Raw genomic sequence first — 15,832 nt, forward strand, 5'->3', positions numbered from 1 at the left:
GGGGGCGCAGTTCGGGAAAAGCGCTGCTCAGACCTCAATCGTCCGAGGCTTGAAGGCCGGTCGGCCCGCCTCGTACGCCGCGATGTCCGCTTCGTTCTGAAGGGTGAGGCTGATGTCGTCCAGACCGTTCAGCAGCCGCCAGCGGGCGTTCTCGTCGAGCTCGAAGTCCGCGGTGACTCCGGGCGCGAGGACCTGTCGCTTCTCCAGGTCCACGGTGATCTCGACACTCGGGTCGTTCTCGGTCAGCTCCCACAGGGCGTCCACGACGGACTGCTCGAGAACCACCGTCAGCAGGCCGTTCTTGAGGGAGTTGCCGCGGAAGATGTCGGCGAACCGGGAGGAGACGACCGTCTTGAAGCCGTAGTTCTGCAGGGCCCAGACGGCGTGCTCACGCGAAGAGCCGGTGCCGAAGTCGGGGCCGGCGACGAGCACCGAGGCGCCCTTGCGCTCGGGGCGGTTGAGGACGAAGTCGGCGTCCTTGCGCCAGGCCTCGAAGAGACCGTCCTCGAAGCCGTCGCGGGTGACCTTCTTCAGCCAGTGCGCGGGGATGATCTGGTCGGTGTCGACGTTGCTGCGGCGCAGCGGAACGGCCCGGCCGGTGTGTGCGGTGAAGGCTTCCATCGTGTTCAGACTCCGGCGGGGGCGGGGGTTTCGGACAGGTCGGCGGGCGAGGCGAGGTGACCGAGGACCGCGGTGGCGGCGGCGACCTGCGGCGAGACGAGGTGCGTACGGCCGCCCTTGCCCTGCCTGCCTTCGAAGTTGCGGTTCGAGGTGGAGGCGGAGCGCTCACCGGGAGCCAGTTGGTCGGGGTTCATGCCCAGGCACATGGAGCAGCCCGCGTGCCGCCATTCGGCGCCGGCGTCCTTGAAGACCTTGTCCAGGCCCTCCTCCACGGCCTGCAGCGCGACCCGGACGGAGCCGGGGACGACGAGCATGCGTACGCCTTTCGCGACTTTGCGGCCGCCCAGGATGCCGGCGGCCGAGCGCAGGTCCTCGATGCGGCCGTTGGTGCAGGAGCCTACGAAGACGGTGTCGACCTTGATGTCGCGCAGCGGCTGCCCGGCGGTCAACCCCATGTACTTCAGGGCGTTTTCCGCGGCGAGGCGCTCGGAAGCGTCCTGGTACGAAGCCGGGTCGGGGACGTGCGCCGACAGGGGCGCGCCCTGGCCGGGGTTGGTGCCCCAGGTGACGAACGGGGCCAGTTCGGCGGCGTCGATGAAGACCTCGGCGTCGAAGACGGCGTCGTCGTCGGTGCGCAGCGTCTTCCAGTACTCGACCGCCGCGTCCCACTCCTCGCCCTTCGGGGCGTGGTCGCGGCCCTGCAGATAGTCGAAGGTGGTGCGGTCCGGGGCGATCATGCCCGCGCGGGCGCCGGCCTCGATCGACATGTTGCAGATGGTCATCCGCGCTTCCATCGACAGCTTCTCGATGGCCGATCCGCGGTACTCGAGGATGTAGCCCTGGCCGCCGCCGGTGCCGATCTTGGCGATGATGGCGAGGATCAGGTCCTTGGCGGTGACGTCGTCGGGCAGTTCGCCCTCGACGGTGATCGCCATGGTCTTCGGGCGGGCCAGCGGGAGCGTCTGGGTCGCCAGTACGTGCTCGACCTGGGAGGTGCCGATACCGAACGCCAGCGCGCCGAACGCGCCGTGCGTCGAGGTGTGGGAGTCGCCGCAGACGACGGTCGTGCCGGGCTGGGTCAGACCCAGCTGGGGGCCGACGACGTGCACCACGCCCTGCTCGACGTCGCCCAGGGGGTGCAGCCGTACGCCGAAGTCCGCGCAGTTCTTGCGCAGCGTCTCCAGCTGGGCGCGGGAGACGGGGTCGGCGATGGGCTTGTCGATGTCGAGGGTCGGGGTGTTGTGGTCCTCGGTCGCGATGGTGAGGTCGAGGCGGCGCACCTGCCGGCCGTTCTTCCGCAGACCGTCGAAGGCCTGGGGGCTGGTCACCTCGTGCAGCAGATGCAGATCGATGAAGAGGAGGTCGGGCTCGCCCTCGGCGCGCCGGACGACATGGTCGTCCCAGACCTTCTCCGCGAGTGTCCTACCCATCGCTTTCCCTCCGGCCGGCTGTGCCGCCGACGCAACTAGAGATCTTGTGCAGTGCCCGTTGGTCCGCGGGCCGCCACTACAGCGTGGCAAGTTCTCGAGCAAATTGAACTTGCGTTTCACAGAGTGAGACGCGAGTATCGTTGCATGGACAACTCTAGCGGCGTCGGCGTCCTCGACAAGGCAGCCCTTGTCTTGAGCGCCCTGGAGTCCGGTCCGGCCACCCTCGCGGGGCTGGTCGCGGCCACGGGACTCGCACGACCTACAGCACATCGCCTCGCAGTGGCACTGGAGCACCACCGTATGGTGGCGCGCGACATGCAGGGCCGTTTCATCCTCGGTCCGCGGCTCGCGGAGCTCGCCGCCGCGGCCGGTGAGGACCGGCTGCTGGCCACGGCCGGGCCGGTACTCACGCATCTGCGCGACGTGACCGGCGAGAGCGCGCAGCTCTACCGCAGGCAGGGCGACATGCGCATCTGCGTGGCGGCGGCCGAGCGGCTGTCCGGACTGCGGGACACCGTACCGGTCGGCTCCACGCTCACGATGAAGGCGGGCTCCTCGGCCCAGATCCTGATGGCCTGGGAGGAGCCGGAGCGCCTCCACCGCGGACTGCAGGGCGCGCGCTTCACGGCGACCGCCCTCTCCGGCGTACGGCGCCGGGGCTGGGCCCAGTCGATCGGCGAGCGGGAGCCGGGCGTGGCCTCGGTGTCCGCGCCGGTCCGCGGGCCCTCGAACCGCGTGGTCGCCGCCGTCTCGGTCTCCGGACCGATCGAGCGCCTGAGCCGCCACCCGGGCCGGATGCACGCCCAGGCCGTCATCGACGCCGCCGGCCGGCTGAGCGAGGCGCTGCGCCGCAGCGGCTGACCTGCCCCTTCGTACGTCACACCGGCCGGCCCCTTCAACGCCGCAGGGGCCGGCCGGACGTGTACCGGGCCCGTCAGGTGCACCATGGAAGACAGTGCTCGAAGCAACGAGGCGAGCGACGGAGGTGCGGGACCGATGACCGAGTTCATGGACGTACACCGCGGGATGAAGGGCATCACCGGCGAGCAGCTGATGGAGGCGCACAACGCGGATCTGGCGATCGAGGGCGAGGAGCGTGTGCACTTCAAGCAGGCGTGGGCGGACCCGGAGACGGGCACCGTCTACTGCCTGTCCGAGGCGCCGTCGGCGGATGCCGTGCAGCGCATCCACGAGCGCACGGGACACCCGGCGGACGAGATCCATCCGGTGCCGCTGACCGTGTGAGACCCGCCACCACAGCGGCCGGGCCCGGACCGCGGGCCCGGCCGCAGCCGTGTCAGCCCGCCGTCCGTAGCCGGTCCTGCGCCTGCACACCGTCGCGCAGGGCGGCGGTGCCGTGCGCCCTGCCGAGGCCGAAGGGCGGCATGTCCCCGTAGATCGCCTCGTACGACCCCTCCGGTACGACGTACGTCTCGTGCCAGATACCCACGTGCAGCCCGCCCTTGCGGGCGAGCCGATTGACGCGTCCCCACCAGGGGCGGTGGCGCTTGTCGGGGGCGGCCGCGTAGGCCAGCAGTTTCTCCTTCGACTCCCAGTACTGGACCACGTAGTACGTACGCGGCGAGCCGGTCAGCAAGATGTGGTGCAGGAGCCCGAGCGAGCGGTCACGGCTCAACTCCGCGAGCATCATCGGCATCGCGAAGAACACCGGCAGCCAACGGTGCACAGCCCACAGGTGATTGATCCGCATGCCGATGAGAAAGACGACGACGTCGCCGGATGCCGCGGCCGTGGTGCGGCCGGGCAGCGTCTTGCTGCGCATGGTGACCCCCAGACGTATTGGATAGTGGCACTACCCATGATTGGATAGTGCCACTCTCCGACGTAAGGATGCAAGGGGATGCGGCTCTCGGAACTGAGCAGACTGAGCGGGGTCTCCACCGCGACGATCAAGTACTACCTGCGCGAGCACCTGCTGCCGCCGGGCCGGCGCGTCACCGCCACCCAGGCCGAGTACGACGAGACGCATCTACGCCGGCTGCGGCTGGTGCGGGCGATGATCCAAGTCGGCGGGGTGCCGGTGGCCACCGCCCGGCAGGTCCTCGCCCACGTCGACGACGAGTCACTGGGGCTCACGATGCGGCTCGGCGCGGCGACATGGGCACTGCCGCAGCCGCCGGAGACGCCCGTGGACGACGCCGCGTCCGCGAAGGCCCGGCAGGAGGTCGAGCGACTGCTGGAGGACCTGGGATGGGAGAGCGCCCGCGAGATCGGCGACCTCTCCCCCGTCTACCGTGCCCTCGTCACGTCGCTCGCGACGCTGAGCGGGCTCGGATATCCGCTCTCCGCCGCCGAACTGCTGCCGTACGCGCGCCGGATGGAGCAGATCGCCGTCCACGACATGGACCGGTTGGAGGACGTACCGGAAGGCGCCGAGCAGGTGGAGACGGCAGTGGTGGCACAGGTGCTGTACGACCCGCTGCTGCTCAACCTGCGACGCCTCGCCCTGGAGGCGGAGACCGCCCGGCGCTATGGCATCGCCTAGCCAGTCGGAGGCCGCACGGAGCTTCACGACCTGCTGGACGACGACCGGGGTGGGCATGCACGGCCCGCCGCGGCAGCCGAGAGTCGCGGCGAAGCCGCGGAGTACGGAGCCCTGGCGGACCAGGGTGTACGCCGTGGGAGTGCCCCGGCCGCTCGTGATGAGGGACACTGCCTCGACGCCCACGTCGAGGCAGTGTCCTCCTTGGCCATGGTGGTGCCGCGCCCGTCGCTGCCGGCGCGGGGTCCCGATCATCGAACTGCCCCCGTGCTCACGGCAGATGGGCGAGGCGGCCGGCGAACGCCGAAGGGGCCTTCCGACTGCTCGGAAGGCCCCTTCGGACTCTGTACCCCCGACCGGATTCGAACCGGCGCTACCGCCTTGAGAGGGCGGCGTGCTAGGCCGCTACACAACGGGGGCATGCATCCTGCGACGCGCTGGGCTACCAGGACTCGAACCTAGACTAAATGAACCAGAATCACTCGTGCTGCCAATTACACCATAGCCCATGGTGGTTTAGACCAGTACCCCCGACCGGATTCGAACCGGCGCTACCGCCTTGAGAGGGCGGCGTGCTAGGCCGCTACACAACGGGGGCCCTAGCGATCCTCACCCGGTGGTAGCCGGATGTTGTCACCGTGACGCCATCGGGTGCGACCCTGAGGACTTCGCGGGATGGATCTGTACCCCCGACCGGATTCGAACCGGCGCTACTGCCTTGAGAGGGCAGCGTGCTAGGCCGCTACACAACGGGGGCGTTGCAGATAAGCTCTGCGAGCTGGCCTACCAGGACTCGAACCTAGACTAACTGAACCAGAATCAGTCGTGCTGCCAATTACACCATAGGCCACCAAAACTCAACCCCCGAGCGGGGGTTTTGTTCGGTCTGCGCTTCCGGCTCCCGGGCTTCTGCCCGCTCCCCTTGGCGCAGGAAGAACATTACCCGAATGTGGACGGCGCTCCAAAACGGGTATCCCCGCGCAGCAGCGCGGGGAGCTCGTCGAGGCCGGTGATCCGGACCAGCTCCGGGCGGCCGCCGAGCCCGCCGCGATCGAGCCAGATGCCGGCGAGTCCCGCCTCGACGGCGCCGCGGGCGTCGATGTCGGGCTGGTCCCCCACGTACGCCACCTCGGCGGGAGCCAGTTCCATGGCCTCGCAGGCGGCCAGAAAGGCGCCGGCCTCCGGCTTCGAGATCCCGATCTCGACGGCGCACACGACGGCCTCGAAACGGTCCCGCACACCCAGGGTGCGCAGCTTGCGCTCCTGCTGGCGGATGCTCGAATTGGACAGGACGCCGTGACGATAGTCATGGGCGAGGAGGTCCAGTACGGGCACGGCGTCGGGGAAGAGCGACCACGCCGCCTCGTAGTGCACCACGTGCCGCCCGAACCACTCGTCGGCCTCCGCGTCGGTCATCTCCCGGCCGAGGAAGTCCCGCACCCGGTCCCGCCGCTGCCCCTGGAAGTCGGTGAGGCCCTCGGCGACCCGGGCCCAGTGGACGTCGGTGATCCGTTTCCACGCGTCGAGTGCCTCTTCGGCGGTCGCGTACCCGTCGGGCAGGCCCTCGTTCTCCAGATGCCTGCTCATGCCGGTCCGGTCGGCGCCCGCGTAGTCGAAGATCGTGTCGTCGATGTCCCAGAGCACGGCGCGGATCGGCATGCCGCCGAGATTACTCGGCGGGACCGGGCTCGGGAACGGCGCGTCACGTCACGCCACGGGCGCGTCAGGGGACGTCGTGCTCGGAGGGGACGACGAAGAAGTCCGTGACGAAGCAGGTGACGGCCCCGTCCGCGTCGCGCCCGATCCAGGTCGGGTAGGCGCCGTCGCCCCAGCCGGACATGAAGGCGACGAGCTGGTGGCCCGTGTCGGGAGCGGTGATCGTGTGCGGGCCGAGGTAGGAGTCGCCGCCCGCGTCGAAGGCGTCCCAGAGGGGGCCCTTGTCGCCCGCGCAGTCGGGGAAGGACTCGTCGCAGGCCGCGTCGTAGAAGCAGCCGGTGCCGGCGTCGACCCCGTAGGCGAAGAACTCGTCGTCGGCCAGCTCCGCCGGGTCCTGGCCGGCCTGGTGGGCGATCTCCCAGGACACGGCGGGCGTCTCCTTGATCACCAGCCGGGCGGCGGCGATCCGCAGATGCGGCGGCTCGCCGTCGGCGGGCTCCTCCTCGGCCTCGTTGATCGTGGCCACGGCGCACTCGACGCGGTACCGGCCCGGCGCGACGTCCGCCGTGAACGGCTCCGACTCACCGGTGCCGAGCGCGACAAAGGGGTCGCAGGCCACGACCCTGCCCGTGGGGAGCCACAGTTCACCGGCGGGGACCAGGGACATGGTGCCGCTCTGTCCGCCCTCGTCCTCGAACCGGTTGCCCGGCGTGAAGTGCCAGGAGAAGTCGGGCGCGCGCATGGGCATGAAGGTGTCCCCCAGGGAGCCGTTTTCGTTCGGAATCACCGCGAACACTAGTCCCAGACGCGGACAACGCCTCAGGGGCGGCAGCGGGTTTCGGCGGGGCGCTCGCTCAACGAAGCTCCTGCGGCGCGGGCAGGCGACGGCCCCGGTCCGGCCGTGGGTCGTGACGCGCGACGGAAGGCGGCATTGCCCGCCACTCAGCGGACCGCCCTTGATGAGCTGGAGAAGAGACTGGCTCTCAATCCGTTCGGTTGCGGCGCACGCAGCAATCGGGACAACAGCTGGTCCGCCCTCTTCACGGGCGGGCTGATCACCTACGTCGTGTCGAACCGGCACCTGGTGATCAACGTGGCCGTTGTCGTCGGTGTATGAGACAGCGGCTTCGGCCTACGGGAGAGCCGTCCGGCGCGACAGCCCGACCTTGACCTCAAGGGCTCAACAGGCCGTGACCATAGTCGCTTTGACCGGAATCGCATCGCTACCGCCCCCGTCCGGCTGGTAAAGATGGAGATCTTGTCGCCGTTCGCGCCGTGATGGCGACCTGGTCGATGACGGTCGGATCGGCCGAAGACGCACGGGGGGTTGTTGTGACGGGGTGGGACATCGCGCCCGGCGGGGTGCAGTCGGTGATCTCGCAGGTGCGGGAAGCCGCTGACGGTATGAACGCCGGGATCAAGCTGTACGGGACGAGCGTGCAAGGCGCCATGGAGTCGGCCGGCACGCTGGCCGTCGGCGAGGGCAGCACAGGGTCGGGCGGCAGGGCCGGCGGGCTGGTGGCTGCCGCGCTGGGCCAATTCGCCGAGGGAACCGAGGCGGACGTGGCGTTCCTCCCTCTGCGTGCGAGCAACTCGGCGAACGGGGCCGTCGAGGCCACCAACGCGTACATCGCCGGGAATCTCGAGCAGGCGTGGAACGCGCAGCGGCAGGCGATGCTCGCTCCTGATGTGACGGCGCTGCTGCAGGCTGCCCGGAGCAGGGCGGGCGAGAGGTGATCAGTCCGGAGAGGATACCGGTCTTCACCGGGGATCTGCCCGGGCTGGGGCGGGAGATCATCGCGCTGCGGCAGGCGGCGAAGGCGGTACGCGACGGCGGCGGTGACGTCCACACGCGCTTCCAGAATCTGGCCTCTTCGTACCGTGCCCCGGAGTCCGGGCAGTTGTTCTCGACGACGCAGGCTGTGCAGGAGGGCTCGGGCCGCTTCGCCGATCGGTTGGAGACGGTGGCCGGGGCGCTGGAGACGTACGCCCTGGAGGTCGTGGAGATCGTCAAACAACTGGACCTGCTGCGCTTCCAGGCGACGAGGTTCGTCGAGTCGGTCCGGCACGATGACGGGCCGCTGGGCAACTGGCGCAAGGACCAGGCCAAGGTCGACGAGCACCAGGGGATCTGGGACGGCGTGAACACAGCCGTCGCCGCGTTCCAGGCGGCCGAGGTCGGCTGCGCCGACAAGATCACCGCGCTGGTGCACGGCGGCACGCAGTGGCAGGTCAACGACGGCAGCCGGGGGCAGGAGAACGCGTACGGGTTCAGCGCCGAGCTACTGACCGAGGCCGACTCGCTGCCGTGGGGCCGTCCGGAGCACCGCGAGATCTATCCGTTCGGTATCGACTACCACCTGCAGCAGGCCGGGATCAGCATGTGGGACAACGCCGCGGGCTCGGTCGAGGGTCTGATCGACCTCTTCAGCCCCGGCGAGGAAGGTGGCGCCGCCCGTGAGGGGCTGCTGCGGGTGATCGTGGGCGCGGAGGGCTACCTCCTCGACCCGAACGGGGACCGCGACGACATCGCCCCGGCGCAGAAGAAGCTGATGGACGACAGCAAGCCGTACGCCAAGGAGTTCGCCAAGGCGTTCGTCGGCTGGGACGACTGGGACTCCAATCCCGGCAAGGCGATGGGGACGGTCATCTTCAACGGCCTCACCCTCGGCGCCGGGCCCCTCGGCGCGGCATCGAAGGCCGGCTCTGCGGCCGGCAAGGCCGGCACGGCCTCCCGCGTCGCGGGCGCCGCGGCCAAGATCGGCGAGGTCCTGGACCCGATCGGCGCGGCGGCCAAGACGGCCGGCGTGGCGGCCCGTGGCCTTCCCAGGGTCGCCGAACTCACCGCAGGGATCCGTGGCGCCACCGACGCGGCGGCGGCCTCGGACGCCGCCTACAGCGTCATCGAATACCCGAACGGCGCGCAGCTCCGCATCCAAGACGGCGAGTTCGTCCCCGGCAGCAAGGGCGTCCCCGACACCACACCAGCGCCATCCGAATTGGCAGCCGCCGACCGGGCTCCATCGGTCGAGACGCCACGCAGGAACGGACTGGTCGGCGTCGGCGCCCGCGCTCCCGAAGGCCACGCAGAGGCAGGCGGCAGCAAGCAGCCTCCGGCAATCCATGACACGCCGCACCATTCCGCGGGCGACGGGAGTGGTGCCCACCAGCACACCAGCGAGGCACGCGCCTCCGGACATGCAGCCGACAGCTCAGGGCAGGCAAGTCACTCGGGTGCGGAGCAAGGCGGTTCGACTGCCCACCGTGCCGACCTTCCCGATGGGACGCACCAAGGCAACGGTGGCAACGGTCCGGCTGAGCCTTCGATGACCGGAGTGCCCGAGGGCCAACCAGAACGTATGGTCGCGGCCACAGATCGCACCGTCGACCTGGACGGCCTGGGAATGCCTGCCGTATGGCGCACGGACGACATGCCGTTGTATCGCAGTGACAACCGCACCCCAGAGGAGGTATTTGAGAGCGGGTTCGAGCCCCTTGACCCCTCGCGCGTGGATCTCAAGGAGTACGTCGAGGAGAGCGATGCTTCAGCTTTTGTCAGCACGTCCTACCGCGACGATATAGGCGACGAGTTCGGAGGGAAATACACATACGAGATCGAGGCACCAGGAGGAATCGATGTAAACTCGTCAATGGGTGATCACCCACTCTCATACGAGGAAGAGGTGGCATTCCCTGGAGGAATTCGACCCGAATACATCAAGGGCGCCTCCCCATATAACTATGCGACAGGTGAGCTTGGAGATTTCATCCCGAACCCCCACTATCGCCCCGAGGCCGATCGTGTCCAGTAGCGCAGAAGTCTTGTACGACAAGACAATCGCCCTCGTCTCCGATTGCGACACCTTGACGGGAACGCTTACCGTCACATGCTCCGGAGCCGACTACACCATCCAGGTCACTTACCAGGAAGGCTCATCAGAGCATACGGCCTGGAACTTGTTCGAGGCGTTGGCTCAAGTGCGAACCGATCTCGAACGCGATGGGCTAAAGCCAGCGATCGAGGGGGCCTGTCGGGACGTCTACCCTAGTAGGATGGCCCTAGAAATGGGGGGCGGCAGGAGAGCTCAACGATGGTCGGACACAGGGCGCCTCGCAACAGTGGACATCTTCGATGCTGTGTCGACCGCAGATTACGAACGACTGTCCTATGTGGCCGAACAGCGAGATCTTGGCAGGCGACACAGAAGGCGCAAAAATGACTGACCCGCGGACGACGATACCGCCAGTGACCGACGCAGCGCGCCGAGAGGCGGCATCTCGTCCGGGTTCCTGGGTTTACGCCATTGACCCGTTTTTCGACTCAGGGGCAAAGATCCCCCCTTACGGAATTATCGGCGCATGGAAAGTCGACGATCTCGGACATATGACAGGCGAATTTAAGAGAAATCCGAACTACCGCCCGTCGCCTGCCAGCCTCGGCATGCCTGACCCCACTGATGCGGTGGATTATGCGATTCAGCTTGCAGCTACGGGTTACACGGATGACGCTGCTGTACGGAACGCCCTCCTGGATGCGACCCTCTTCCTGGTTCCAGGCGCAGAGGCAGTGCACACCGAAAGTCAGGAAATCGTCCTCGTATATACGAGCACGCGTCACGCTCCACGGTCGGCGCCCGACCTGAAGTCAATTCAATGCAAAGACCTGCTCTCAAGACTCCCGAGTCACGTGGTTCTCCAACTGAACCATGAAAGTCCAGCCTCGGTACAAATCCCCGTTGCGGATCTGAAGAGAGTCGAAGATGCATGAATGACTGGATCGGCTGGAGCTGATGGGCACTTGTCCGACCGAGTGATCCTGCGCCACCCAGAATTCGTTTCGGAAGCCCCCGCTACTACGTGTCCCAGGCCCCTGGATATCGCGATGCCGTCCTCACGCTGGGTTCCTGGGTGAACGAGGCGGGAATCTCAGAGACCTTCGTCGATACCGATGAATACGGTTGGTGGTGGTGCCGCAAGCCTCTCGTTGTGCCGTGGGGCAGGAAGTGAGCCTCGGGCACCGTCTCTCCCACCGGAAAGCAGTACATGACCCACGACGTCGTCGCCCTCACCCCCGCCATGCCCGACGCCCGGAGCGTGCTCGCCGGGCTGTATGCCGGTGGGCCCGGGCTGCGGGTGGGAAGCGGTGGTGATGGGGCCGTCGTTCGGCTGTACGCGCAGGACGGCGGGGCGGTAGCGGCGGTGGAGGTGCCGCTGTTCGTGCAAGTGCCGGGTGAGGTACGGCGGTTGCTGGGCGCCGAGGTAGCAGTCGACGCGCCCGTGTGGTGGACCGAGGTGCGGGCGGCCACCACAGTCGCGGAAGCGGGACGGCTTGCAGGGTCGGTGGCCGGGCGGCTGACGTCGCTGCTGGGCGGGGCCACATGGCCGGCCGAGGCCGCGCATACCGGTGTGGTGAGCATCCCCGGCACGGACGCGGGGAACGGCGACGACGCCGAGCCGTTCGGCGTCGACGTGCTCACCGACCGTGCAGTCGTGATCATGCAGGACCGGCCTGTGATCGCGGCGACGACCTGGCTCACCGATCTGCTGCGGACCACTGTCCCGTCGGGGCGCGAGCTCCAGATCGTCACCCCGCCCAGTACCCGCCTGACCTTTCCCCTCCGCACGCTGATGGCCGACGTCCCGGCGCGATGGGTGGTCCGTGACGTCGATCGGGCGTACTACGACGGGCTCACCGGCGCGGTCCTGTCCTGGCATGAGGGCCGCTTCGGGCCGGTCACCGGCGGGGATGGCAGTACGCCGATCGCCGACGGCTTCCGTGCCCGGTCCGTCGAGCCGGCGGAGCAGCAACTCCACCTGTCCATCCGCACCACCCACCCCGCCACCGGCGGCCTTCGCCTCGGCGGGGCACTGGAAGCAGCATGGCGGGCCCTCACCGGAGCGCCGCCCGCCGGGTGGTCGAGCGCCGAGCCGGTCGCTCTGCCCTGGTCGACGCGGCAGCTGACCGAACTGGCCCGCACCCGCGCCCGGCGATCCGCCCCGACCTGGATCGTCGCCGTCGGCGCGCCCGGGAGGCCGGCTGTCGCCACCTGTCGTGTCGTCCGCACGCCGGCCGGGGTCGAGGAGCACATCTCGCTCGCCGTCGGCCACACACCGGACCGGCCTCCGCTGCTCGACGCCCTCCCGGAGCTGGCCGAGACCCTGGCCGTACGCCACGGGCTCGTCTCGGTGCTCACCCACCTGCGCACGGCCCGCGCCGACCTCACCACCCCGCCCCGTCACGAGCCGCTACCGGTCCCGGTCTCGTTCACGTTCGGCCCCGACGCCGTACACGGCATCGGCCGCAGCCACGCCGAATCCGCCCCGTTGCCGCGCCCGACGCGCCTCGGCCCGGCCGCACGTCCCGCGCTGCACTACGCCTTCGGCGACGGCACCGATGCCACGGCCTGGCACGATCTTCAGCGCCTCGACAGACACTTGAAGGCACGCCACTGAGGCCCGACGCGGCCCAGGTGCCGAGGACCGGCGGAGCTGGACCTCCGTGTCGATGCCGTCCGGGCCATGGTCCCGTACGCATCAGGCTGCTGAACCATCGCTTCCTGTCGCGCCGCTTGCTCAATCGCTGGCCGCCGGCCCGCTTGTAGAAGGCCCCTCGGTCGCGCGCTCGATCACGAACGACCCCTTGCCGACGACTGTCCGGGCATAACCCTCTTCAGCGAGCAGGACCAGCGTCTTACGGGCTGTCCCCCGAGCGATCCCGAACTCCTGCCTGAGTCGGTCGGCACCAGGCACGGCTCGACCCATCGGGTGCACGCCGCTCGCGATCCGGGAGATCAAGACTGCGGAACCATCGAGACGTACCGGGTCACACCGGCAGGGGAGCGGGTCGGGCGGACCCGTCAGACGTTCAGAGCCGACGTGGACAGGAGGCGGCCCGCCGATTCAGGGCGGTGGCCTCCTTGCCGCTGTGACCGCTGCCGGACCGATCACGCACCGGCCCGGATGACCGAGATCCGGCACTCCCGTCGACACTCGTGGCCGTCGGCTTGACCTCGTAGCCGTCCTGCCACGATCGGGCTCAGCAAGCAAGAGACCGCGCATGCGCGAACCCTGTGGCCGTCCCCTTCGGGGGGGGCGGCCACAGCCGTGTTCCAGGGAGCTCCGGGGACCGGCGACGGGCTGCCCCTGGCGCCGTAGGCGAGAGAGCCCGCGGTACAACGCCTCAGGGGCGGCAGCGGGATTCGGCTGCCGCCCCTGAGGGACGCGGGATGCGGGATTACGCGGCGAGCTTCGCCAGGGCCGTGTCGATGCGGGCCAGCGTCTTGTCCTTGCCCAGGATTTCCAGGGACTCGAAGAGCGGCAGGCCGACCGTGCGGCCGGTGACCGCGACGCGGACCGGGGCCTGGGCCTTGCCGAGCTTCAGGCCGTGCTCCTCGCCGGCGGCCAGGACGGCCTCCTTGAGGGACTCGGGGCTGGTCCAGTCTGCGGCCTCGAGCTTGGCGCGGGCGGTGGTGAGAAGGGCCACCGGGTCGCCCTTCATCGCCTTCGTCCAGGACGCCTCGTCCTCGACGGGCTCGTCCAGGAAGAGGAAGTCGACGTTCGCCGTGATGTCGGAGAGGACCGTCAGCCGGGTCTGCGCGTGCGGGGCGATGGCCTCCCACGCGGCGCGGTCGAAGTTCTCCGGCGCCCAGTTGGCGTGCGGGGTCCGCAGCCAGGGCTCGCATGCCTCGGTGAACGCCTTCACGTCCAGCATCCGGATGTGGTCGGCGTTGATCGCCTCGGCCTTCTTGAGGTCGAAGCGTGCCGGGTTGGCGTTGACGTCCGGCAGGTCGAACTTCGCCACCATCTCGGGGATGGTGAAGATGTCCTGGTCGGCGGAGAAGGACCAGCCGAGCAGCGACAGGTAGTTGAGCAGGCCCTCGGGGAGGAAGCCGCGCTCCCGGTAGAGGTTGAGGGACGCCTGCGGGTCGCGCTTGGAGAGCTTCTTGTTGCCCTCGCCCATGACGTACGGAAGGTGGCCGAAGGAAGGGATCTCCTTGGCGACGCCGAGCTCGATCAGCGCCTTGTAGAGCGCGATCTGGCGGGGGGTGGAGGAGAGCAGGTCCTCGCCGCGCAGGACGTGGGTGATCTCCATCAGCGCGTCGTCGACCGGGTTGACCAGCGTGTACAGGGGGGCGCCGTTGGCGCGGACGATGCCGTAGTCCGGGACGTTCTCCGGGGTGAAGGTCAGCTCGCCGCGCACCAGGTCGGTGAAGGTGATCGGCTCCTCGGGCATCTTGAAGCGGACGATCGAGTCGCGGCCCTCGGCGTCGTACGCCGCCTTCTGCTCGGCGCTCAGCGTGCGGCACTTGCCGTCGTAGCCGGACGGCCGGCCGGCGGCGCGGGCGGCGTCGCGGCGGGCCTCGAGCTCCAGGGCGGTGCAGTAGCAGTGGTAGGCGTATCCGCCGGCGAGCAGCTTCTGCGCCACGTCCTGGTAGATGTCCATCCGCTGCGACTGGCGGTAGGGGCCGTGCGGGCCGCCGACCTCGGGGCCCTCGTCCCAGTCGAGGCCGAGCCAGCGCATCGAGTCGAGGAGCTGCTCGTACGACTCCTCCGAGTCGCGGGCCGCGTCGGTGTCCTCGATGCGGAAGACCATGGTGCCGCCGGTGTGCCGGGCGTAGGCCCAGTTGAACAGCGCGGTGCGGACCAGGCCCACGTGGGGGTTGCCGGTCGGGGAGGGACAGAAACGTACGCGGACGGAGCCGTTAGCCACGCTTGATCACCTTGTTGGTGAGAGTGCCGATACCTTCGATGGTGACGGCGACCTCGTCGCCGACGTTGATCGGGCCCACCCCCGCGGGGGTGCCCGTGAGGACGACGTCGCCCGGGAGCAGCGTCATGGCCTCGGTGATGTGCACGATCAGGTCCTCGACGGACTGGACCATCTCGCTGGTGCGCCCCAGTTGGCGCTGTTCGCCGTTGACCGTGCACTGGATGGTCACGTCGGCGGGGTCGAGTCCGGTCTCCACCCAGGGGCCGAGCGGGCACGAGGTGTCGAAGCCCTTGGCCCTGGCCCACTGCTTCTCGCGCTCCTGCGCGTCGCGTGCGGTGACGTCGTTGGCGCAGGTGTAGCCGAAGATCACGTCCTTGACGCGTTCGCGCGGCACCTCGCGGCACATACGGCCGATGACGACGGCGAGCTCGGCCTCGTGGTGCAGCTCGTTGGAGAACGAGGGGTACTCGATGGCGTCACCGGAGCCGATCACCGACGTGGTGGGCTTGAAGAAGGCGACGGGTACGTCGGGGACCTCGTTGCCGAGCTCCGCCGCGTGCGCCGCGTAGTTGCGGCCGATGGCCACGACCTTGTTGGGCAGCACGGGCGGGAGCAGCCGGACCTTGCTCAGCGGGACCTTGGTGCCGGAGAGCTCGAAGTCGGCGTACGGAATGCCCTTGATGATGTCGAGAACGAGGCCGTCGGGCCCGTCCTCGACCGCGCCGAAGGCGACATTGCCGTCGATGGAGAACCTGGCGATGCGCACGGGTGCTGTCGCCCCTCACTTCACTTGGTCGCTGGCCGGAGACTGACGCTCCAGGCTAACGCGGTGAGGGGACCGTCTTCGTACGCATGGCCGCCGATCCCCAGGGGCGCCTGCGCCCGGAGGGGCCACATCCATCACGGGCCATG

At 69.0% G+C, this 15,832-nt stretch carries 16 protein-coding genes and 5 tRNA genes; 8 read left to right on the forward strand and 13 right to left on the reverse strand.

From position 1 onward, the window contains the following. Positions 1 to 27: 27 nt before the first annotated feature. Both leuD and leuC read right to left on the reverse strand, forming a co-directional pair. The gene (leuD, locus tag ACFYOP_RS10530; protein WP_356895564.1) at positions 28 to 621 is read right to left on the reverse strand and encodes a 3-isopropylmalate dehydratase small subunit; all 594 of its coding nucleotides are present in this window, start codon (positions 619 to 621) and stop codon (positions 28 to 30) included. 5 nt (positions 622 to 626) lie between these two features. Then, a complete protein-coding gene (gene leuC / locus ACFYOP_RS10535) occupies positions 627 to 2,051 on the reverse strand; it encodes a 3-isopropylmalate dehydratase large subunit (RefSeq protein WP_356895562.1) in 1,425 nt (474 codons plus the stop codon). Positions 2,052 to 2,195: 144 nt separating this feature from the next. On the opposite strand from leuC, the gene ndgR reads away from it, so the two are divergent. Together ndgR and ACFYOP_RS10545 are read left to right on the forward strand one after the other, a co-directional pair. Continuing rightward, on the forward strand, positions 2,196 to 2,912 hold the full coding sequence (ndgR, locus tag ACFYOP_RS10540; RefSeq protein WP_215097107.1) for an IclR family transcriptional regulator NdgR: 717 nt from the start codon (positions 2,196 to 2,198) through the stop codon (positions 2,910 to 2,912). Positions 2,913 to 3,047: 135 nt separating this feature from the next. Then, complete coding sequence (locus ACFYOP_RS10545) at positions 3,048 to 3,296, forward strand: SCO4226 family nickel-binding protein (RefSeq protein ID WP_356895560.1); 249 nt, start codon at positions 3,048 to 3,050, stop codon at positions 3,294 to 3,296. Positions 3,297 to 3,348: 52 nt separating this feature from the next. On the opposite strand, the gene ACFYOP_RS10550 is transcribed toward ACFYOP_RS10545, so the two are convergent. Then, positions 3,349 to 3,834: a DUF4188 domain-containing protein gene (locus ACFYOP_RS10550; RefSeq protein ID WP_356895558.1), complete on the reverse strand. Its 486-nt coding sequence runs from the start codon at positions 3,832 to 3,834 to the stop codon at positions 3,349 to 3,351. A 78-nt stretch (positions 3,835 to 3,912) separates the two neighbouring features. On the opposite strand from ACFYOP_RS10550, the gene ACFYOP_RS10555 reads away from it, so the two are divergent. Then, complete coding sequence (locus ACFYOP_RS10555) at positions 3,913 to 4,557, forward strand: MerR family transcriptional regulator (RefSeq protein ID WP_356895556.1); 645 nt, start codon at positions 3,913 to 3,915, stop codon at positions 4,555 to 4,557. Between the two features lie 344 nt (positions 4,558 to 4,901). Here the strand turns inward: ACFYOP_RS10555 and ACFYOP_RS10560 are convergent. From ACFYOP_RS10560 to ACFYOP_RS10590, 7 genes are all read right to left on the reverse strand, one after another. Beyond that, positions 4,902 to 4,974, reverse strand: a tRNA-Glu gene (locus ACFYOP_RS10560). A 17-nt stretch (positions 4,975 to 4,991) separates the two neighbouring features. Then, a tRNA-Gln gene (locus tag ACFYOP_RS10565) sits at positions 4,992 to 5,063 on the reverse strand. Positions 5,064 to 5,079: 16 nt separating this feature from the next. Continuing rightward, a tRNA-Glu gene (locus ACFYOP_RS10570) sits at positions 5,080 to 5,152 on the reverse strand. 86 nt (positions 5,153 to 5,238) lie between these two features. Next, positions 5,239 to 5,311: transfer RNA gene (locus ACFYOP_RS10575), tRNA-Glu, on the reverse strand. 21 nt (positions 5,312 to 5,332) lie between these two features. Then, positions 5,333 to 5,404, reverse strand: a tRNA-Gln gene (locus ACFYOP_RS10580). 89 nt (positions 5,405 to 5,493) lie between these two features. Beyond that, on the reverse strand, positions 5,494 to 6,213 hold the full coding sequence (locus ACFYOP_RS10585) for an HAD family hydrolase (protein WP_356895554.1): 720 nt from the start codon (positions 6,211 to 6,213) through the stop codon (positions 5,494 to 5,496). A gap of 64 nt (positions 6,214 to 6,277) precedes the next feature. Beyond that, the gene (locus ACFYOP_RS10590; RefSeq protein ID WP_356895775.1) at positions 6,278 to 6,958 is read right to left on the reverse strand and encodes a DUF4241 domain-containing protein; all 681 of its coding nucleotides are present in this window, start codon (positions 6,956 to 6,958) and stop codon (positions 6,278 to 6,280) included. 153 nt (positions 6,959 to 7,111) lie between these two features. Between ACFYOP_RS10590 and ACFYOP_RS10595 the strand changes: the two genes are divergently transcribed. The 5 genes from ACFYOP_RS10595 (at position 7,112) to ACFYOP_RS10615 (ending at position 12,663) form a co-directional block, all read left to right on the forward strand. Further along, entirely contained in the window at positions 7,112 to 7,327 is a 216-nt protein-coding gene (locus ACFYOP_RS10595) for a hypothetical protein (protein ID WP_356895552.1), read from the forward strand. Positions 7,328 to 7,542: 215 nt separating this feature from the next. Then, complete coding sequence (locus ACFYOP_RS10600) at positions 7,543 to 7,947, forward strand: DUF6507 family protein (RefSeq protein ID WP_356895550.1); 405 nt, start codon at positions 7,543 to 7,545, stop codon at positions 7,945 to 7,947. Then, on the forward strand, positions 7,944 to 10,022 hold the full coding sequence (locus tag ACFYOP_RS10605; protein ID WP_356895548.1) for a hypothetical protein: 2,079 nt from the start codon (positions 7,944 to 7,946) through the stop codon (positions 10,020 to 10,022). Before ACFYOP_RS10600 ends, ACFYOP_RS10605 begins: the two co-directional genes overlap by 4 nt. A 434-nt stretch (positions 10,023 to 10,456) precedes the next feature. Then, on the forward strand, positions 10,457 to 10,978 hold the full coding sequence (locus tag ACFYOP_RS10610; RefSeq protein ID WP_356895546.1) for a type VII secretion system-associated protein: 522 nt from the start codon (positions 10,457 to 10,459) through the stop codon (positions 10,976 to 10,978). A gap of 275 nt (positions 10,979 to 11,253) precedes the next feature. Beyond that, entirely contained in the window at positions 11,254 to 12,663 is a 1,410-nt protein-coding gene (locus ACFYOP_RS10615) for a DUF6177 family protein (protein ID WP_356895544.1), read from the forward strand. Between the two features lie 120 nt (positions 12,664 to 12,783). On the opposite strand, the gene ACFYOP_RS10620 is transcribed toward ACFYOP_RS10615, so the two are convergent. The 3 genes from ACFYOP_RS10620 to ACFYOP_RS10630 form a co-directional block, all read right to left on the reverse strand. Beyond that, a complete protein-coding gene (locus ACFYOP_RS10620; protein WP_356895542.1) occupies positions 12,784 to 13,005 on the reverse strand; it encodes a GntR family transcriptional regulator in 222 nt (73 codons plus the stop codon). Between the two features lie 439 nt (positions 13,006 to 13,444). Next, complete coding sequence (gltX, locus tag ACFYOP_RS10625; RefSeq protein WP_356895540.1) at positions 13,445 to 14,920, reverse strand: glutamate--tRNA ligase; 1,476 nt, start codon at positions 14,918 to 14,920, stop codon at positions 13,445 to 13,447. Continuing rightward, entirely contained in the window at positions 14,913 to 15,686 is a 774-nt protein-coding gene (locus tag ACFYOP_RS10630) for a fumarylacetoacetate hydrolase family protein (protein ID WP_356895538.1), read from the reverse strand. The genes gltX and ACFYOP_RS10630 overlap by 8 nt, the downstream gene beginning before the upstream one ends. Positions 15,687 to 15,832 lie beyond the last annotated feature (146 nt).

Source organism: Streptomyces sp. NPDC006294 (assembly GCF_042870895.1).
GTDB lineage: Bacteria > Actinomycetota > Actinomycetes > Streptomycetales > Streptomycetaceae > Streptomyces.

What these genes read in the sequence shown, in the direction of transcription:
- ACFYOP_RS10585 (WP_356895554.1), bottom strand. Translation starts at nt 6,213, where the DNA reads ATGCCGATCCGCGCCGTGCTCTGGGACATCGACGACACGATCTTCGAC.
- ACFYOP_RS10555 (WP_356895556.1), top strand. Translation starts at nt 3,913, where the DNA reads ATGCGGCTCTCGGAACTGAGCAGACTGAGCGGGGTCTCCACCGCGACG.
- ACFYOP_RS10615 (WP_356895544.1), top strand. Translation starts at nt 11,254, where the DNA reads ATGACCCACGACGTCGTCGCCCTCACCCCCGCCATGCCCGACGCCCGG.
- ndgR (WP_215097107.1), top strand. Translation starts at nt 2,196, where the DNA reads ATGGACAACTCTAGCGGCGTCGGCGTCCTCGACAAGGCAGCCCTTGTC.
- ACFYOP_RS10590 (WP_356895775.1), bottom strand. Translation starts at nt 6,958, where the DNA reads ATGCCCATGCGCGCGCCCGACTTCTCCTGGCACTTCACGCCGGGCAAC.
- ACFYOP_RS10550 (WP_356895558.1), bottom strand. Translation starts at nt 3,834, where the DNA reads ATGCGCAGCAAGACGCTGCCCGGCCGCACCACGGCCGCGGCATCCGGC.
- leuC (WP_356895562.1), bottom strand. Translation starts at nt 2,051, where the DNA reads ATGGGTAGGACACTCGCGGAGAAGGTCTGGGACGACCATGTCGTCCGG.
- leuD (WP_356895564.1), bottom strand. Translation starts at nt 621, where the DNA reads ATGGAAGCCTTCACCGCACACACCGGCCGGGCCGTTCCGCTGCGCCGC.
- ACFYOP_RS10545 (WP_356895560.1), top strand. Translation starts at nt 3,048, where the DNA reads ATGACCGAGTTCATGGACGTACACCGCGGGATGAAGGGCATCACCGGC.